Origin of the sequence: Nocardia sp. CDC153, assembly GCF_035818515.1 — a bacterium.
In the GTDB taxonomy this organism is placed as follows: domain Bacteria; phylum Actinomycetota; class Actinomycetes; order Mycobacteriales; family Mycobacteriaceae; genus Nocardia.
Genome location: NZ_JAYKYU010000003.1, coordinates 468,363 through 484,833 on the forward strand (window position 1 = coordinate 468,363; position 16,471 = coordinate 484,833).

Sequence of the window (16,471 nt, forward strand, 5' to 3'; positions counted from 1 at the left end):
GAAGGGGATCGGGTGACGCGCTTCCAAACCGTGGGGTCTTATGTTTGCATAGGCTTACCTTATATTGGTCGGGTCCCGGTCGCAGCGCAAGCCCGTGGATCGGACACCTGACCGAAAACGATGGGAACTCGAATGATCAAGAACATGCGTCGCGTCGCGGCCGCCGCCGTCGCCGTGGCCGCCGTCCTGGGCGGTACCGCCGCCACCGTTGCCCCCGCCTCCGCGCTGCCGGTGGTCGCGCCGGTCAAGGCCGCGAATCCCGGTGTGGGAGAACTGCAATCGAAGCTCGCACTGGTGCTGAACACCGGAGCGGACCGCGCCGCGCGGGCCGCCGAACTGGAGGCCGGCGAGGCCGGACTGCCGCTGATCGATCAGGTCGGCACGGTCATCGCCGCCGCCCCGCCGAGCTTCAAATGGGCGGTGCAGGGACCGGTGAACGTCGCCGGCGACACCATGACCGCCGGGCTGCAGACCTCGATCGAGGGTTATGAGCCTTGGAATTTCACCCTCACCTGGCGTGAGATCGACGGCACCTGGAAGCTGACCCGGGAAGCCGAGTGCACCGTCGCCGGTATCGCCATGCTGCCCTGCAGCCTCTGACTAATCCAGGCACAGCGAATCCCGGGCATCCCGATGGGATGCCCGGGTTTTCGTGTACCCGTCAGACCGTCGCGGGCTCCAGACGCCACCCCGAGGCGCGCGTGCGTTCGTTCCAGAAGGCCGCGTAACGGCCGTCCAGGGCGAGCAGTTCGGCGTGCGTGCCGCGTTCGACAATGCGGCCGCCGTCCATGAACAGGATCTGATCGGCGTGCGCGATGGTCGCCAGGCGGTGCGCCACCACGAGAACCGTTCGGCCGCGCGTGAGTTCGTGCACACCGCGCACCACGACCGCCTCGTTCTGCGGGTCGAGCGCGCTGGTGGCCTCGTCGAGCAGCACGATCGGGGCGTCCTTGACCAGGGCGCGGGCAATCGAGACCCGTTGCCGCTCACCGCCGGACAGGGCCGAGCCGCCCTCGCCGACCCGGGTCTGCCAGCCATCGGGCAGGCGGGCGGCGATCTCGTCGACCCGCGCGACCGCACCGGCGCGCAGCACCTCGGCATCGGTGGCGTCGGGGCGACCCAGTCGAATGTTCTCCAGCACAGAGCGATCGAAGAGATAGACGTGCTGGAACACCAGGGCCAACTGGTTCAGCAGGGTCTCGGTCGGCTGGTCCCGGACATCGTGGCCGCCGACGCGGACGCGCCCGGAATCGGTGTCGTGAAAGCGGGCGGCCAGCCGCAGCAGCGTGGACTTGCCCGCGCCGCTGGGGCCCACGATGGCGGTCGTGGTGCCGGGTTCGGCGGTGAAGGACACATCGGTCAGCACCGGCTTGTCGGGGCCGTAGCCGAAGGTGACGTCGTCGAACTCGATCCGCGGGGCACCGGGGACCACCGGCGAGTCCGGCTGCGGCAGTGCGGGTTCCGAGAGCAGCGCGGTTACCCGGTCGGCGGCCGCCGCGGCCGTGCGGACCGCGCCGCCCAATTGCGCGGCCTGGGTGAGGGGTTCGATGAAGCGGGAGCTCACCGCGATGAGGGCGATGGCCGCGGCGGCCGAGATCGCGCCGTCGGTGGCCCGGCCCACCACCAGGTAGACCAGCACCAGGAAGATCGCCTGCACCACCAGGGAGAACACGATCAGACCGGGCACGGCCGCGAGGAGCAGGCCCGAGGCCGCCTTGCGCTGGCGGGCCAGCGCCGCGTCCAGGGCGCGATTGCCCGCGCCGACCGCGCCGAGCGAACGCAGGACCGGTTGCGCCTGAGCGAATTCCAGCACGCGGGCATTGGCCTCCCCGGCGGCGTCGTGCATGCGCTCGTCGGCGGTGACATAGGAGCGGTTGGCCCACAGATTCACCCCGAACAGCAGCGGGGCCGCCACCAGCATGGCCAGCGAGATGCGCCAATCCACGAAGAGCATGCCGAGCGCCACACCGAGCGGAACCAGCACGCCGGTCAGCATTTTCGCCAGCAGATAGGCGACCAGCCCCTGCACCTCGCGGACATTCTCGACCACCACCCGCGACAACTCCCCCGCGTGCCGATCGTCGAACCAGCCCAGCGGCACCGCGTTCAACCGATCCCCGAGCCGGGTCTGCAACCCGTGCTGCATCCCGACCCCGATCCGCAGCCCGAGCACCGACTGCAGATAGCCGAAAACCACGACGGCCAGCACCGCCACCGCCAGCCACAGTGTCCACCACCAGGCCCGGCCCAGATCATTGTCGAACAACGCCTGCAACACGGGCACCAACAGCACGTAGGCCACGGCCTGCGACAGCGCCTGCGCCACGATGGCGAGCAGCAAACGCGGTGTCAGAGCGGCGTATTCGGCGGGCACGAAGCCCAGCACCTTGCGAATCATCGGGTCTCCTCCCGGTCGGTCCCGCCGACGGCCGCGAGTGCCGCCTCGTTGATCTCCCAGAGCTGTTGGTAGAGGCCGCCGGCCGTGTGCAGGGTGGCGTGGTCGCCCTGTTCGACCAGGGTTCCGTGCTGTAGCACCAGGATTCGGTTGACGCCGGTGATGGTGTGCAGGCGGTGGGCGATGACCAGGACGGTGCGCCCGGAGACCAGTTCGGCGAGGGCGTCCTGGACTGCGGCCTCGGATTCCGGATCGGCGAAGGCGGTGGCCTCGTCCAGGACCAGGATCGGGGTGTCGGCGAGGAGGGTGCGGGCAATGGAAAGACGTTGTGCCTCACCGCCGGAGAGGATGGCGTCCACGCCGATCTCGGAGTCGTAGCCGCGCGGGAGGGCGAGAACCCGGTCGTGGATGCGGGCCGCGCGGGCGGCGCGCTCCAGGGCCGCGGCGTCGGCGTCGGGGCGGGCCAGGCGGAGGTTGTCGGCAATGCTGCCGCGGATCAGGCGGACGTCCTGGAAGACGAATCCGACCGTCCGATACAGCTCTTCGCTCGGGATGTCGCGAATATCGCGGCCGCCGATGGTGATTCGGCCGGTGGTCACGTCGTAGAAGCGGGGTAGCAGCTTCGCCAGCGTCGATTTGCCGGAGCCGCTGGGGCCGACCAGGGCGGTCATGGTGCCGGGGGCGAGTTCGAGGTCGATGCCGCGCAGGACCAGGTGGTCGTCGCGGTAGCCGAAACTCACGTCCTCGAAGCGGACCAGCCCGGCGGGGGCGTCCCGCCGGATCTCGGATTCGCCCGAGCCTGTGGCCAATTCGGGCGTCGCCTGCAATTCGTGCAGGCGCAGCGCGGCGTCACCGGCCGTGCGCAGGGCCTGCGCGCCGTAGCCCAGCCCCAGCAGCGAACTGCCCAGGCCGAGACCGACCAGCAGGAACGGCAGCAGATCCAGGGGGTCCAGCCACTCGAGGCCCACACCCGCGAGCCCCGCCACCACGACCAGCAGCATGACGAACACCGGCGAGACGACCGTGTCCGAGATCGACTGCACGGTCATGACCGGCATCTTCATGCGTCGCAGCCGCTCGGTCTGCTCCTCGACCGCGTCGCGGAATTCGCTGTGCGCCTTGCCCGCCCGCCCGAAGGCCCGCACCACCTGGATACCGTCCACGAATTCCACGGTGGCCGCGCGGGTGCGCTGCTCGGCGGCATTGTAGGCCGAAAGCCGTTGGCGGCCGGGCTCGTCCAGCATGGCGCGCATGCACAGCGCGTACCCGAACAGCGGCAACAGCAGGACCAGGGTCAGTCGCCAGTCCACCGTGGCGAGGTAGATCAGCGTCACCAGCGGCACGGTCACCGAGCCGATGAAGTCCAGCCGGGCGTGCGCCACCAGATAGTGCAGCGCCTCCACATCGTCCTGGAGGTACCTCTTCACCTCGGCGGAACCGCGCGCCCCGAACCAGCCCAGCGGCACCCGGGTCAGCTTGTCGGCGAGCAGGCGGCGCAGGCTCAGCTGATAGCGCGCGTCCACGGCATGCGACCAGGTCAGCGCGGTGGCCTGCAGGATCGCGCGGGCCACCAGGACCAGGACGGCGAAAAGCAGCAGCCGCCACACCCGCTCGGTGTCGGGCGCGTCCCGCAGCAGCTCCCGGCAGGCCGACACGATGAGCAGGAACGGCAGCACCGAACACACCGAGGCCACCGCCACGATCAGCCCGGCGATCGTCAGCGGGCCGCTGACCGGAGCCAGCATCTCCTTGCGCGCCCGCGCTTCTCGCCGCCGCCGCGCCTTCGCCTCGGCCTTCGCGTCCGGCCCTCCCCCGTCGGCTGCCGCCGGGCCCGGGTCGATGGCCTGCGCCTCGACCGCGGGCGGTGACTCGACCGTCATCAGTCCGCCTCCCACCTTCGTCCGCCCGATGCTCCCCACGAGCACCGGCGAGAAGATAGGTTAGGCTAACTTTTGCTGGGCGACCATACCGACGGTCGGCGCGACGCCTTTCGGATTACCGCGGCACCTTCCCCGTTAGCTTCTTGCCGCTGCCGTCCTGCACCAGGCAGGCCGCCCGGCCACCGGACTTGTTCCACTGCGTCTCGGTCGCGGGATAGAGGATGAACAGCTGGAGCTGGTCGTACATCGAGCTGTTGCCGAGGATGGTCTCGAGCTGCTGCTCACAGGAATCGTTCGCCTGCTGCGAGGACGCGTCCGCCGAGCCCGGCCACGAACCGGTCAGATGGATCTGGGTGATGACCTCGGCATCGTGCGGCGAATCGCAGGGCAGGATGGTCACCCGGCGAATGTGGGTGCCCTCCTCCACGGTCTGCAGGCAGTCACCGGTCTTCACATCGTCGACCGAGATGGAGGTCGGCGAATCCGGCACGGCCGCCGTACGAGTCGAATTGTCGCTGCTCGCGGAGTTCTTCGAGTCGGTTGCCACGCCGACCGCAACCACCAACACCGCGACCAACGCCCACACCCCCGAGGCGATCAGGCCGGCGATGGCCAGCCCCCGGCCGTTCTGATTGCGCTGCTTGATCTGGGTCAGCGCGATGATGCCGAAGGGGATCGACAACAGACACCCACCGATCACACCGAAGATCAGCGACGCGATGGCCAGACCGTTGGTGCCCTGCGGGGGCGGCGGGCCCATCGGGTAACCGGGCGCGGGCGGATACCCGGGCGGATAGCCCGGCTGACCCTGCTGGCCGTAGTCCCATTGCCCCGCCTGGGGATAGGCGGGCTGCGACTGTCCGTAATCCGGCTGCCCGGGCTGGCCCGGGTATCCCTGGGGCGGTTGGTCGTTCGGATACACGAGACCCCCGATCACTCGTTCGGACCCAGACATTCCGGGCGTGGGCCAACCGTACCCCCTGGTCCGGACAAACCCGGGGACTAGGGTTTGGCGAGTGAGACGCCGTCAGCAACCCCCGCTTCCCAAGCGGCACGGACTGGATCCGGCCCGGTTGCGGCTGCCCGAGGACGGCGACTGGGCGACCATTCGCGACCACCTCGTCGAGCGATTGCCGCGGGTTCGCCCCGAACGGATCGACGAGCTGTTGCGCGAGGGCGGCATCGTGGATCTGGACGGACCCATCGCACCGGACACGCCGTACGCGCCCGGTGGCGCGGTGTGGTTCCACCGGGACCTGCCCGAGGAGACCGAGGTGCCGTTCCCGATCGGCATCGTGCATCGCGACGACGACATCCTGGTGGTGGACAAGCCGCACTTCCTGTCCACGATTCCGCGCGGGCAGCACATTCTGCAGACCGCGCTGGTGAAATTGCGCCGCGAATTGGATCTGCCCGACCTGGTTCCGGCGCATCGACTCGACCGCGTCACCGCCGGATTGGTGCTGTTCATCGTGAATCCGGCCCGGCGCGGGGCGTATCAGACCATGTTCCACAAGCGGCTGGTGCACAAGCAGTATCAGGCCATCGCGCGCTTCGATCCCGAACTCGCGCTGCCGGGCACGGTGATCAGCCGAATCGTCAAGGAACGCCAGGTGCTGCGGGCCTACGAGACCGAGGGCGAGCCCAATGCCGAGACCGTCGTCGAATTGCTCGAACACCGCGATGGTCTGGGGCGTTACCTGCTGAAACCCCGCACCGGACGCACCCATCAGCTGCGGCTGCACATGAACGGACTCGGCATTCCGATCCTGGGCGACGACTTCTATCCCGAACTCACCGACAAACCGGTCGACGATTACACGCGGCCGCTGCAGCTACTGGCCTCGACACTGGAATTCACCGACCCGATCACGCGCGAACCGCGCCGGTTCGAGACCGCGCGCACGCTGCAGGCCTGGGACGATCCGGAGGGTTGGGCGCTCGGGCGCTGACCCGCGCGGCGGGATTCCGGGCAGCGGACTTAACCACAATCGAAGCGCTTTCCAAGAATTCGCTCGTACACTGGCGTCGATGTCTCGAAACGATAACGGCGCGGTCCGGGTCCCGACCAGCACGGACCAGGCGATCGAGGAGCCGACCACCCCGCCCGGCCACAAGCTGCACGCCTATGTGGATGTCGCCGTCGTCGTCCTCGTGCTGATCGGCACGAACCTCATCGCGCATTTCACCAACAAGTGGGCCAGCATCCTCTCGGTGCCGGTTGCCGCGGTGGTGCTGGTGGCCGTCGTGCGCCGCCGCGGACTCGGCTGGGCCGAGCTCGGGCTCTCGCCGCGGCAGTGGCGACGCGGATCGCTGTGGGCGCTGGCCGCCGTGGGCGTGGTGCTCGCGGCCGTGGCCATCGGGGCGGCGCTGCCGATCACCCGGCCGTTCTTCCTCAACGACCGCTACGCGGCGGTCTCCGGTGCGCTCATCGCGTCCATGATCGTGATTCCGCTGCAGACCGCGATTCCGGAGGAGCTCGCCTTCCGCGGCGTGCTGCACGGGACCCTGGACCGGGTGGCCGGGGCGCGGGGCGTATTCGCCGCCGGGTCAATGCTTTTCGGGCTCTGGCACATCGCCTCGTCACTGGGACTGACCAGCGGCAACAAGGGCCTGTCCGGATTCCTCGGGAGCGGACCGGCCGGGCAGATCCTCGGCATCGGGCTGGCCGTGATCGCGACCGCCGGGGCGGGCGTGGTCTTCACCTGGCTGCGTCGCCGCAGCGGGAGCCTGCTCGCGCCCATCGCACTGCACTGGGCGGTGAACGGCGCGGGCGCGCTGGCCGCGGCCGTGGTCTGGCACGTGACCGTGCATTAGAACAACGGAAAGGGGGGCCGACTGACCTGGGAACAGAGGATTGGGTCAGTCGGCCCGGGACGGCCCGGCGGGACGAGCCCGCCGAACCGAGTCTGTAATGCACCCGCGGGCGAACTGTATCGGCCGTCCAGATCCCCGCGTGGCACTTTGCCCAAAATACTGAAACACGTTTCTGTCAGATCTTGTCTCGGCAATGAGGTCGGCCCACTTCTCGAACGGAGAAGTGGGCCGACCTGTTCGGTTATCGATGCGGATCGCCGGGGATCCCCGCCCGATCGTCAGTGGCGAGCGCCGACATCCTCGGGGGCGAACTCCTTGTCCCAGTTCACCGGCTGGTCGGCGTCGCCGCCGTGGCCGGGCCACCAGGCGCGGCGGCCGATGAGGGCGGTCACCGCGGGGGTGAAGAACATCGCCATGACGAAGGCCGCGATCGCGATGCCGACCGAGATGGCGAAGCCCATCGAGGTCAGCACGGTGTTGCCCGCCAACATCATCGAGGCGAAGGTGCCCGCCAGGATGACACCGGCCGCCGCCACCGTCGGACCCGTGTGGCGCAGCGCCAGGGCCGCGGCGCGATGCGGATCGTGACCCTCGCGAGCCTCCTCCCGCAGGCGGGCGACCATGAGGATGTTGTAGTCGGTGCCGAGCGCGACCACGAACAGGTACATGATCAACGGCAGGGTGAAGATCAGACCCGAATTCCCTTGTGCGTGTTGGAAGACCAGCACCGCGGAACCCAAAGTGGCCGCGAAGCCGAGGAATACCGACGCCATCAGGTACCAGGGCGCGACCAGGCTGCGCAGCAGCAGGGCCAGCACGATCATGATGAGGATCGCCGCGACCGGGAACACCACCGTGTAGTCACGGTTCATGGCGTGCTGGAAGTCGACGAACACCGAGGTCATGCCGCCCACCACGGCCGAGGTGCCGACCGGGGCCGCCGCATGCGCGGTATCGCGCAGCGGACCCTTCACGGTCTTCAGGGCCGCGTCGGATTCCGGCTTGTCGGCAAGGGTCACCTGGTATTCGGCCACCGTCTGGTCGGCCGACAGCGCGGGCTTCGGGCCCACGTCACCGACTCCCTTGACGCCCTTCAGGGCAGCCCCGAAGGTGTTCAACTCGTCCGCGGTCAACGCACCGTGCTGGCTTTGCAGGTACACCTGCGAGGGCTGGGTGCTGCCCGCGGGCATGCTCTTGAGCAGTTCCTTGCCGTAGACCACGGATTCGGAGCTGTCCGAGGTCGAACCCGAACTCAGGTCGAAGGTCGGATTGAAGCCGAAGGCGAAGACACCCAACGCGATCAGCAGCGCACCCGACGCGGCGGCGAAGACCGCCGGGCGCTTGCCCAGCGCATTGCCGACCGCCGCGAACCGCGCGCTCTTCGGCTCGACCTGCCAGGCCTTGGAAGGCCAGAACACCTTGGTGCCCAACAGCGAAACCAGCGCGGGAATCAGGGTGAGCCCGGCCAGCAGCGTCACCGCCACCGCGATGGCCAGCGCGATGCCCATGGAGCGGAACATGCCCAGAGTGGACAGGGTCAGCGCACCGAAGGCGATGATCACCGCCGCGGCCGCCGAGGTGATGGCCTCGCCGACCCGGGTGACCGCATTGACCACGGCGGTCTTGGCGTCGTCACCGGCCCGCAGGCGCTCCCGGAACCGGAACATCAGGAACAGGATGTAGTCGGTGCCGACGCCGAAGAGCACCACCACCAGCAACGACGAGATCGAACTGTCGATCTTGAGATCGAAGGCGTCGCTGACGATTCCGAGCAGGCCGTTCACCACCGGGGACACCACGATGAAGATGACCAGGATGGGCAGCAGCGCGATGATCGGGCTGCGGAAGATGACCAGCAGCAGCACCAGGATCAACACCACCGTCGCGATGCCGATGATGATCAGGCCCTTGTTGCTGGAATCCTGCTGATCCAGCGTCTGGGCCGCCGTACCGGTGATGCCGGCCTTCAGATCGGTGCCGCTCACCTGCTGCTTCAACGAATCCCGAAGGGCCTTCACCGCATCGGTCTGCTTGGTGTCGTTGGGGCTGGTGACCTTGGTCATCTGCACCGCGACCACCTCGACGGCCCGGTTCTCGGTCGGCGGCACCGCCTGCACCGCGGTGACGTCCTTGATGGTCGGCGTCTGCCCGGTCAGACCCGCCTGCTCCGACAGCTTGGCGGCGATGCCCTGCATCGCGGCCGTGTCGGCATCGGTCATCGGAGCGCCGTCGGAGCGTTCGAACACGATGAGCGCAGCCGGGGTTTCGCTGTGCGGAAATGCCTTCTGCTGCAACTCCATCGCCTGGATGGATTCGTAATGCGAAGGCAGGAAGTCGGATTGGTCGGTGGTGGCGGTGAGCTTCGGCGCGGACGCGACGACCGCGACAATGGCGATCACCCACGCGGCGATCACCAGCCACGGAAATCGGACGACGAAGCGCCCCAATCGGGAGAACATGCGGGAGAAGTCCTTTCAGGGTTCGGCCGCGCTATTCAGATGTCTATTCAGATGTCGAGGACCTGGGTGGACGGGTTCTCGACCACATCCGCGACAATCCGATAGACCTTCGCCGGAACCCGATCGCGCAACTCCCCGAGCGAGTCCACGATGTCGAGGGTGAAGTCGCCATAGCCATCCTCATCCAAACCGAGCATCTCGCGCCAGTTCTTAAAGCCCTTGGCCCAGTTCATGATCGGCGAGTAATCCGAGGAATCGGAGTTGTTCTTGGCGGTGATGAACTCCTCCTTCTTCTCCTGAGCAGCGTGTTTGGTGGCGGTGGCGAAGTCGTTCCAGTCGATGATGTGGCTGTGGACGACCAGCTTGCCCTTGCGGCTCTGGTAGACCCGAATGGTCTCGCTGCCCTCGGTGGTGACCCGATGCGCCTGCGAGAGCAGCCGACCCACGAAGCGCTGGGTGCGGCCGCCGCCGGGGCCGACGCGCAGGGTGATCTCCTGCATGCCCTCGGGGAGGGAGTCGATGACCAGCTCGTTGGTGGCGGTGGTCTGCTGTTCCTTGTCGAAGTCCATGGGGTGCTCCAAATCATCAGAGAATGCGCATATGGGCATGGTTGTTCAATACGACACTGCGGGTCCTTTTCCGCTGTGCCGCACCGGTTCTCAGGGTGCCCGGACCGCTTATCGCGTCCTCAGCCACTATAAGTAGACGTATACGTATAGCGCAACCCTGAGTCGACCCTGAAGTTTTCCCGGATCGTCCCTGAGACGCGGGTGACGGCTACCGACCGCGCCGCTTGCCCGGCTTCTTCACCGCGCCCTGGCGGGATTTGGCCGCGGGTTGCTTGGCGGGCGCGGGCTTCTTGCGCTTCGGGGGCTCCGCCTGCTGGGCCGAGGGCGAGCGGGAACTGCGCGCGGAACGACCGCGCACCACGCCGACGAACTCCTCGACCAACTCCGTCGTGCGATCGACGGGCCAGGCCAGCACGACCTCGGTCTCCGGTGCGTCGGTGACCGTGCGGTAGACGAGGTCCTTGCGATGATGCAGGCGCGCGATGGAATGCGGGACGATCGCCGCGCCGCTGACCGCGGCCACCAATTCCATTGTCATGGCGGCATCGTCGAGGTCGGAGGCGTCCTGCAGGCGCTCGTCGGCCAGGTCGGCGGTGGCGATCTGATCGAACGCGGCGATCGGATGGTCCTTGGGAACGACCGCCACGGGGACCTCGCGGTAGAGCGGGATGGCGCTCAGGCCCTCGCGGTCGATGGGCAGGCGCACGAAGCACATGTCCACCGCGCCCGCGCGCAGGGCCGACTCCTGCTCCTTCATCGGGATGGGGGTCAGCTCCAGCGCGATGTCGGGGAAGCGCTCGGCCCAGATGCGCTCCCACTTGGTGACGGTCACGCCCGGGACGAAACCGACGCGCAGCCGATCGGCCGCCGCCGGTGTCGCCTGCGGCTGCGCCGCCGCGGCGGCCGCGATCAGCTCCCGGGCCTCGCCCAGCAGCACCCGGCCGTCCTCGGTCAATTGGGTCGGTTGCGCGCCCGGCACGAACAGCCGGGTACCGAGCTCTTCCTCCAGCTCGATGACCGTTCCGCTCAATCGCTGCCGCGAAATCCCGAGGCCGCGCGCCGCGCGCGCGAAATGCAATTCCTCGGCAACCGCGACGAACCAGCGCAGGCGCGTGGTGTCGATGGACTCCAACCGGCTCATGGAGCCAGGTTATTGCACCGGTCGGCAGGTTCCGCCCGCGCGCCCGATACCCTTGATCGGTGAGCCCGGACAAGAACCCCCAGACCATGAAGCCGCTGACCGCGGCCGACAAACTCGGCATCTACCTCCCGGCAACCCCCGAGGAATTCCGGAACTCACCCGTCACCCGCGCCCAGCTCGAAGAGCTGCGCACGAATCCGCCGGAATGGCTGACCGAACTGCGCAAGACCGGTCCGTTCCCGCGCGACGTGGTGGCCCGCAAACTCGGGATCTCCAACTCGGGACTGGCCCGCAACGGCATCTCCGACGCCCTCACCGCCGCCGAGATCGACACCCTCCTGGCCGACCCGCCGGAATGGCTGCTGCGCGAGCGCGACAACCTCGTCGAGGTGCGCAAGGAGGCCGAGCGGGTCAAGGAGAAGGAAGCCGCCCGCCGCGCCGCCTCCAACCGCCCGCCCAAGAACCGCTTCGGCGAAGGCAAGTAGACCACCTCCCTCACAACCTGCGCAGGACGCGGTCGACGAGATCGGGGGCCGCGCCGAGGTAGTTTTCGGGGCGAAGGAGTTCGGCCAGTTCGGGTTTGGTCAGGTGCAGGGCGATGTCCGGGGATTCGGCCAGCACCTCGACCAAGGGGCGGGTGCTGGATTGGGCCTCGAAGGAGGCCGTTTGCAGGGTCTTCTTGGCGATCGGCTTGCCCAGCAGCGGGGCCAGGCGGATCGAGAGGCGCTCGGAGACGATCTGGCCCTCGGTGAGGGCGAGGTTCTCGGCCATGCGGTCGGCGTCGGCCATCAGGCCCGAGGCCAGTTCGACCGCGGTGTGGGCCGCGCCGCCGACCAGCAGCAGGCATTCGCGCAGCGGCTGCCATTCGGCGTGCCAGGCCCCGGCGGGGCGCTCGTCCTCGGCCAGCAGCGCGCCGAACAGGGTCGAGGCCAGGGCCGGGACCTGCAGAGCGGCCGCGCGAATCATGGTGCTCAGCACCGGGTTTCGCTTCTGCGGCATGGCCGAGGACTCGCCGCGCCCGGCGGCCGCGGGTTCGAGCAGTTCGGCGGTTTCATTGCGGGACTGGGAGATCACGTCGACGGCCAGCTTGCCCAGCGTGCCCGAGGTCAGCGCCAGCGCGGACGCCAGGTCGGCGATCGGGGTGCGGACGGTGTGCCAGGGCGTGGCGCTCACGGTGAGCGAGAGCTCCCGCGCGAACTCTTCGGTCAGGCGCTCCATGATCTCACCGGCGGGCGCTTGCGACAGCTCCGAATCGGCGCAGCGGGCGCATTCGATGTAGGACGCCAAAGTCCCCGCGGCACCGCCCAATTGCACCGGGAGCGTGGCGCGCACGCGGGCCAGGCGCTCGCGCGCGTCCAGCAGGCCCTGCATCCAGATCGCCACCTTCGCACCGAAGGTCGTCGGCACCGCGTGCATGGCCAGGGTGCGGCCCGCGATGGGCGTGGTGCGGTGGCGGCGGGCCAGTTCGGCGAGCGACCCGACAATGGTGTCCAGGTCGGCGATCACCACCGCCAGCACCCGCGAGGCGATCACCATGGTCGCGGTGTCGAGGATGTCCTGGCTGGTGGAGCCGTAGTGAACGTAGTTGGCGCTCACCGGATCCACGTCCGCGACCGCGTCGTGCAGGCGTTCCACCACCGTCACCACCGGGTTGGCCGCCCCGCGCGAGGCCTGGGCGATCTCGCGGGCGTCGAACTCGTGCTCGCGCACCGCCAGCGCCAGATGGCCGGTGACGGTCTCGGGCACGATGCCCAGCCGCGCCTCGGCGCGCGCCAGCGCCAGCTCCACCTCCAGCATGGCCTCGATCCAGGCGTCGTCGCCCAGCAGGGACTCCACCGGTGTGCCGACCCCGACCGGGGCCAACAGGCCGCATTCCAGCGTCATAACGTGCCTCTCACACTCATCGGCGAGTTCGGAATGCCGTTGCACCCCGGGATGTTCGGTCGCGGGACCCTCGTAGCGGTGGGCGGTGAGGATCTCGCGGGCGATGGCGTCACCGTCGGCCAGGGTCACCGAATTGACGCCGGGACGCGGACCCGCCGCCGTCACCCAGCGCACCGCCTCGGTCGGCACCCCGAACACGTAGCGGCGCTGGTGAATTCGCCCCAGCGTGTCCACCGGGTGATGGGTGCCGGGCGCGATGGCCAGGCCGCCGGTGCGGTAGCGGGTGCCGTCCGGGGAGGCGATCACGTAGCCGCGCACTTCCTCCCGGCGCAACAGGTTGCGCAGCAGGGGATCCGCGGTGCGATGCAGGTCCGGTGCGGGCACCCAGGCGTCGATGAGGGAACGTGCCGTCATCACCGAATCGCCCACCAGGGGCGAATCGGCCACGAAGCACTCGCGCCCGGCGTCCGCCCGGACCCGCATGCCCGGACCGGCGACCCGCACCACACCCGCGCGAATGAGGGCCGCCAGTTCCGAAATCCGGTGCGCCGGTGGGCCGATGGACAGGAAGGCGTTCATCGGCGTGTACCAGCGATCCAGGTCGTCGCGGTAGGAGGAGCCCGCGATGCCGCCGTGGTCGACCACCAGCCGGACCTCGTTGCGCAGATCGCGCAGCACGTCCAGGGCCGCCTTCATCGGGCCGTGCACATTGCCCAGGCGGGCCTGGTGCACGTCGGCGTCGAGGTAGGCCAGCAGCCAGGTGTGGAAGTCGGCGGGATCGGTGAAGCAACGGCCGCGGGTGGGGTCGGCCAGGGCGTTCCAGTCCCAGCGGTCCGCGGGCGGAATACCGAAGCGGTTCAACAGTTCTTCGGTGTCCTCGGGGCGTTGGGCGATGAGGTAGCGGTCGCGGAAGGAGGTCAGTCGCTGCGGGCTGACCCGGTCGGCGAGCAGGCGGGTGTAGTAGACCGACTCGACTTCCTTCGCGATATAGGGCCAGACATCGCGGCGGAAGGAGACATCGCCGAATCTCCTTGCGCGCTCGCGCAATCGGGCGATGCGATCGCCGGTGAGCAGCAGCGGCTCGTAGCGGCCGGCCACGCCCTTCTGATGTTCGCCGCGCGCGTGATGCGGTACGCCACGGCGACAACCGGTGACGATGAACGGTTCACGGCCGGACGGAATGTACTCCAGGCCGCTGTCGGACTCCTTGAAGCGGCCCCCGCGACCCGCGGTCAGCAGCGCCAGATAGTCGAAGAAGGTCAGACCCAGCCCGCGAATGAGCACCGGCTCGCGCTCGGGAATGCGGTCCACGTCGACGTCGGCGGCATTGCCCGGCGGAATATAGGCCAGCCCCAGGCGATGTGCGGTCTCGGCGAGGGAACCGGCGGTCGCGGGCGGTGTCTCGGCCAGGTGCCCCTGGGTGAGGACCACCGCGTGCAGGCCGCGCAGGCGTTCGCCGGTGCTGAGGTCCAATTCCTGGAATCCGCCGGGACCATCCCTGACATCCAGGACGGTTGCCACGATTTCGCGCACCCGGACCCATTCGGCGTAGCGGTCCCGGGTGCGCTCGAACGCCCAGCGCAGGTAATGGCCGTAGTAGCCGCGTGGCGGATAGGTTTCCGGGGCGATGCGCAGCGCCTGCTGAAATGCCTCGGACGGCAGCCCCGCGAAATTGCCGATTTTCGCCAGGAAATTCGACCATTCGTAGAGACTGGGCCCGCGCTCCACGGGCCCGGCCATCTCCACGGTGTCATCGGTGAATATGGTGACCTGCTCCGCGACCGTGTTCATGAGCAGGTGCGGGGATTGCCCGGTACGCCAGACCGCGCCGGTACCGACGCGGGTGGAGTCGATGACGACCAGCTCGACACCGGCCGTGAATCCTAACTGTCGGGCATTGGCGCAAACACGTTCGAAGACATTCAGACCCCGGGGTCCCATTCCAATAATGGCGAGCCGTAATACGTTGTCGAGCATGCAAACTCACCGATCGCGCTCGATTAGCCGTGCCCGAATCCGGACACTTCGCCGAGGTTAGCGCGGGCCCGACAAGCGCTCAAGAATGGACGGTACGGTACGCCTCGTTCGTCGGAATTGTCGAAAGATTGTTTGCTGGAACGGGATTCACAGCAACATTGTCCGACCGACGCCGCAGCGCCTCCGCCAGGAACGCCAGCAGCAGGGCCGAAACCGCGAGCGCCGCACCGACCCAATTGGCGGAGGTGTACCCGAATCCCGCCGCGATAACCACACCGCCCAACCACGCCGCGATCGCGTTCCCGAGATTGAACGCACCGATATTCATGGCGGAGGCCAGCGTCGGTGCGGCGTGCGCCTGATCCAGCACCCGCTTCTGCAGCGACGGCACGGTCGCGAAACCCAGCACCCCGATGGCGAAGATCGTCACCGTCGCGGCCACCTTGTCGTGCGCGGTCACCGTGAACAGCCCCAGCGCCACCGCCAAACCGGCCAACGGCGCGACCAGCATGAGCAGGGGCGCACGGTCGGCGTACTTGCCGCCCACCAGATTTCCCACCACCATGCCCACGCCGAACAACACCAGCAGCCAGGTGACCGACCCGTCCGCGAACCCGGCGGCCTCGGTCATCATCGGGGCGATATAGGTGATCGCCGCGAACACACCGCCGAATCCGAGCACCGTCATCGCCATGGCCAGCAGCACCTGAATGTTGCGGAACGCGGCCAGTTCATGCCGCAGGTGCACGCCCTCCGGCTTCGGTAGATCCGGCACCAGCTTCGCGACACCGGCCAACCCGGCCACGCCGAGCGCGGCCACCAGCGCGAAGGTGACTCGCCAGCCCAGGGTTTGGCCCACGAGGGTGCCCAGCGGCACGCCGACCACATTCGCGACGGTGAGCCCGGTGAACATCATGGCGATGGCCCCGGCCTTCTTGTCGGGCGCGACCAGATCCGCGGCCACCACCGACCCGATCCCGAAGAACGCACCGTGCGCCAGCGAGGCCACGATCCGCCCGAGCAGCATGACCCCGAACACCGGAGCGAGCGCGGACAACAGATTCCCCGCGATGAACAGGCCCATCAGCAGCATGAGCATCCGCTTGCGCGAGACCTTGGTGCCGAGCGCGGTCATGACCGGCGCACCGAGCATGACCCCCAGCGCGTAGCCGGTGACCAACCAGCCCGCCGTCGGGATGGACACCCCGAAGTCCCCCGCGACCTCGGGCAGCACGCCCATGATGACGAATTCCGTGGTCCCGATCCCGAAGGCCCCGATGGCGAGGGCGAGTAGCGCGAGTGGCATGGGTACACCTTCCGAGCAGAAGAGTTGCAAGAGCGCATTACGT

The 16,471-nt window shown here is 68.4% G+C and carries 12 protein-coding genes; 4 read left to right on the forward strand and 8 right to left on the reverse strand.

Translation table 11 applies throughout. The features are described 5' to 3' along the window. The first annotated feature begins 132 nt into the window (after positions 1–132). Positions 133–600, forward strand: a complete 468-nt coding sequence (locus VMT65_RS18815) for a hypothetical protein (protein ID WP_326309595.1) — start codon at positions 133–135, stop codon at positions 598–600. A gap of 61 nt (positions 601–661) precedes the next feature. Here VMT65_RS18815 and VMT65_RS18820 read toward each other — a convergent pair whose 3' ends face one another. The 3 genes from VMT65_RS18820 to VMT65_RS18830 all read right to left on the reverse strand — a co-directional run bounded on the left by VMT65_RS18820 (position 662) and on the right by VMT65_RS18830 (position 5,212). After that, the gene (locus tag VMT65_RS18820) at positions 662–2,398 is read right to left on the reverse strand and encodes an ABC transporter ATP-binding protein (protein ID WP_326309596.1); all 1,737 of its coding nucleotides are present in this window, start codon (positions 2,396–2,398) and stop codon (positions 662–664) included. Beyond that, positions 2,395–4,275, reverse strand: coding sequence for an ABC transporter ATP-binding protein (locus VMT65_RS18825; protein ID WP_326309598.1), 1,881 nt, complete (start codon positions 4,273–4,275; stop codon positions 2,395–2,397). The genes VMT65_RS18820 and VMT65_RS18825 overlap by 4 nt, the downstream gene beginning before the upstream one ends. Positions 4,276–4,390: 115 nt before the next feature. Further along, positions 4,391–5,212: a DUF4190 domain-containing protein gene (locus VMT65_RS18830; protein WP_326309600.1), complete on the reverse strand. Its 822-nt coding sequence runs from the start codon at positions 5,210–5,212 to the stop codon at positions 4,391–4,393. Between the two features lie 79 nt (positions 5,213–5,291). Between VMT65_RS18830 and VMT65_RS18835 the strand changes: the two genes are divergently transcribed. Together VMT65_RS18835 and VMT65_RS18840 are read left to right on the forward strand one after the other, a co-directional pair. After that, on the forward strand, positions 5,292–6,227 hold the full coding sequence (locus VMT65_RS18835; protein WP_326309602.1) for an RluA family pseudouridine synthase: 936 nt from the start codon (positions 5,292–5,294) through the stop codon (positions 6,225–6,227). A 79-nt stretch (positions 6,228–6,306) separates the two neighbouring features. Beyond that, on the forward strand, positions 6,307–7,092 hold the full coding sequence (locus tag VMT65_RS18840; RefSeq protein ID WP_326309603.1) for a CPBP family intramembrane glutamic endopeptidase: 786 nt from the start codon (positions 6,307–6,309) through the stop codon (positions 7,090–7,092). A gap of 278 nt (positions 7,093–7,370) precedes the next feature. Here the strand turns inward: VMT65_RS18840 and VMT65_RS18845 are convergent, their stop codons facing one another. The 3 genes from VMT65_RS18845 to VMT65_RS18855 form a co-directional block, all read right to left on the reverse strand. Beyond that, positions 7,371–9,551: an MMPL family transporter gene (locus VMT65_RS18845; RefSeq protein ID WP_326309604.1), complete on the reverse strand. Its 2,181-nt coding sequence runs from the start codon at positions 9,549–9,551 to the stop codon at positions 7,371–7,373. A gap of 47 nt (positions 9,552–9,598) precedes the next feature. Further along, positions 9,599–10,120 carry an EXLDI protein gene (locus VMT65_RS18850; RefSeq protein ID WP_326309606.1) on the reverse strand — a complete coding sequence of 174 codons (522 nt, stop codon included), beginning with the start codon at positions 10,118–10,120 and terminating at the stop codon, positions 9,599–9,601. A 208-nt stretch (positions 10,121–10,328) separates the two neighbouring features. Beyond that, positions 10,329–11,261, reverse strand: a complete 933-nt coding sequence (locus tag VMT65_RS18855; RefSeq protein WP_326309607.1) for a LysR family transcriptional regulator — start codon at positions 11,259–11,261, stop codon at positions 10,329–10,331. A gap of 59 nt (positions 11,262–11,320) precedes the next feature. Here VMT65_RS18855 and VMT65_RS18860 point away from each other — a divergent pair, with 59 nt between their 5' ends. Beyond that, complete coding sequence (locus VMT65_RS18860; RefSeq protein ID WP_326309608.1) at positions 11,321–11,746, forward strand: DUF5997 family protein; 426 nt, start codon at positions 11,321–11,323, stop codon at positions 11,744–11,746. A gap of 10 nt (positions 11,747–11,756) precedes the next feature. Here the strand turns inward: VMT65_RS18860 and VMT65_RS18865 are convergent, their stop codons facing one another. Then, positions 11,757–15,122: a 3-carboxy-cis,cis-muconate cycloisomerase family FAD/NAD(P)-binding protein gene (locus tag VMT65_RS18865; RefSeq protein WP_326309609.1), complete on the reverse strand. Its 3,366-nt coding sequence runs from the start codon at positions 15,120–15,122 to the stop codon at positions 11,757–11,759. Positions 15,123–15,201: 79 nt separating this feature from the next. Then, positions 15,202–16,428 (reverse strand): MFS transporter, encoded by a 1,227-nt coding sequence (locus tag VMT65_RS18870; protein ID WP_326309610.1) that lies wholly within the window; start codon positions 16,426–16,428, stop codon positions 15,202–15,204. Positions 16,429–16,471 lie beyond the last annotated feature (43 nt).